1 protein-coding gene is annotated in these 905 nt (G+C 45.2%); it reads left to right on the top strand.

The features are described from left to right. Positions 1-60: 60 nt before the first annotated feature. The coding region (locus tag WMO65_RS26310) for a 5-oxoproline transporter, DUF979 family subunit (protein ID WP_349064895.1) at positions 61-905 on the top strand (845 nt) is incomplete at its 3' end.

The following is a 905-nucleotide window of genomic DNA, read 5'->3' on the forward strand; positions in this document are numbered from 1 at the left end:
CATCCTGACGATGGTACAGGTATTCCTGTTTGACAGACAGGTGAAGGGAGGAAAGAAATAATGACAGATTTTTTAGGGATTTATTTCCCGGAATTTTTCTATGTTCTCTGCGGACTGGTATGTTTTGATACCTCTTTCCGTGCAAGAAAGAACGAAGAGGCAAAAGTCGGAACAATTATTTTCTGGATCCTGACAGGGCTGATCTTCATGCTGGGTAAAGTTCTTCCTCCTGTGGTTACCGGCGCAATGCTGTTGGTTATGGGCTGCCTGACTCTTACAAAACAGGTAAAAATGGGTAAGTTCACGGAAGCTGCCGCACAGTCCAAGCAGGCGGCCAGCGAGAGAATCGGAACGAAAATATTTATTCCGGCAGTCACCGTTGGTGTTATTGCTCTGGTTTTATCTTTTGTGAAATATGATGCTGTGAATGCAGAGGGAGTTGCCACTCCTACAGCGCTGAATGGAGCAATTATGACAGGTGTAGCCTGTGTACTTGCCTTGATTTTGGCATTTGTCATTTGTAAACCAAAGGTAAGCGAGACAAGAGAAGATACTTCACGTCTGCTTATGCAGGTTGGAGCCGCCTGCTTGCTGCCTCAGCTGCTGGGCGCACTGGGAAGTGTATTTTCAGAGGCTGGTGTGGGTGAAGTTATTTCTAATATGATTTCCTCCGTAGTTCCCAAAGGAAATATCGTAATAGGAGTTATAATCTATGTTTTTGGTATGGTCATTTTCACTATGATCATGGGGAATGCATTTGCCGCGTTTACTGTTATTACAGCAGGAATCGGTGTTCCCTTCGTTATTATGCAGGGCGGGAATCCTGCGGTAATCGGTGCACTTGGTATGACAGCAGGTTACTGCGGAACGCTGATGACACCTATGGCGGCGAATTTTAATATTGT

The sequence above is a fragment of the Blautia caccae genome (assembly GCF_040095955.1).
Classification (GTDB): Bacteria; Bacillota; Clostridia; order Lachnospirales; family Lachnospiraceae; genus Blautia; species Blautia celeris.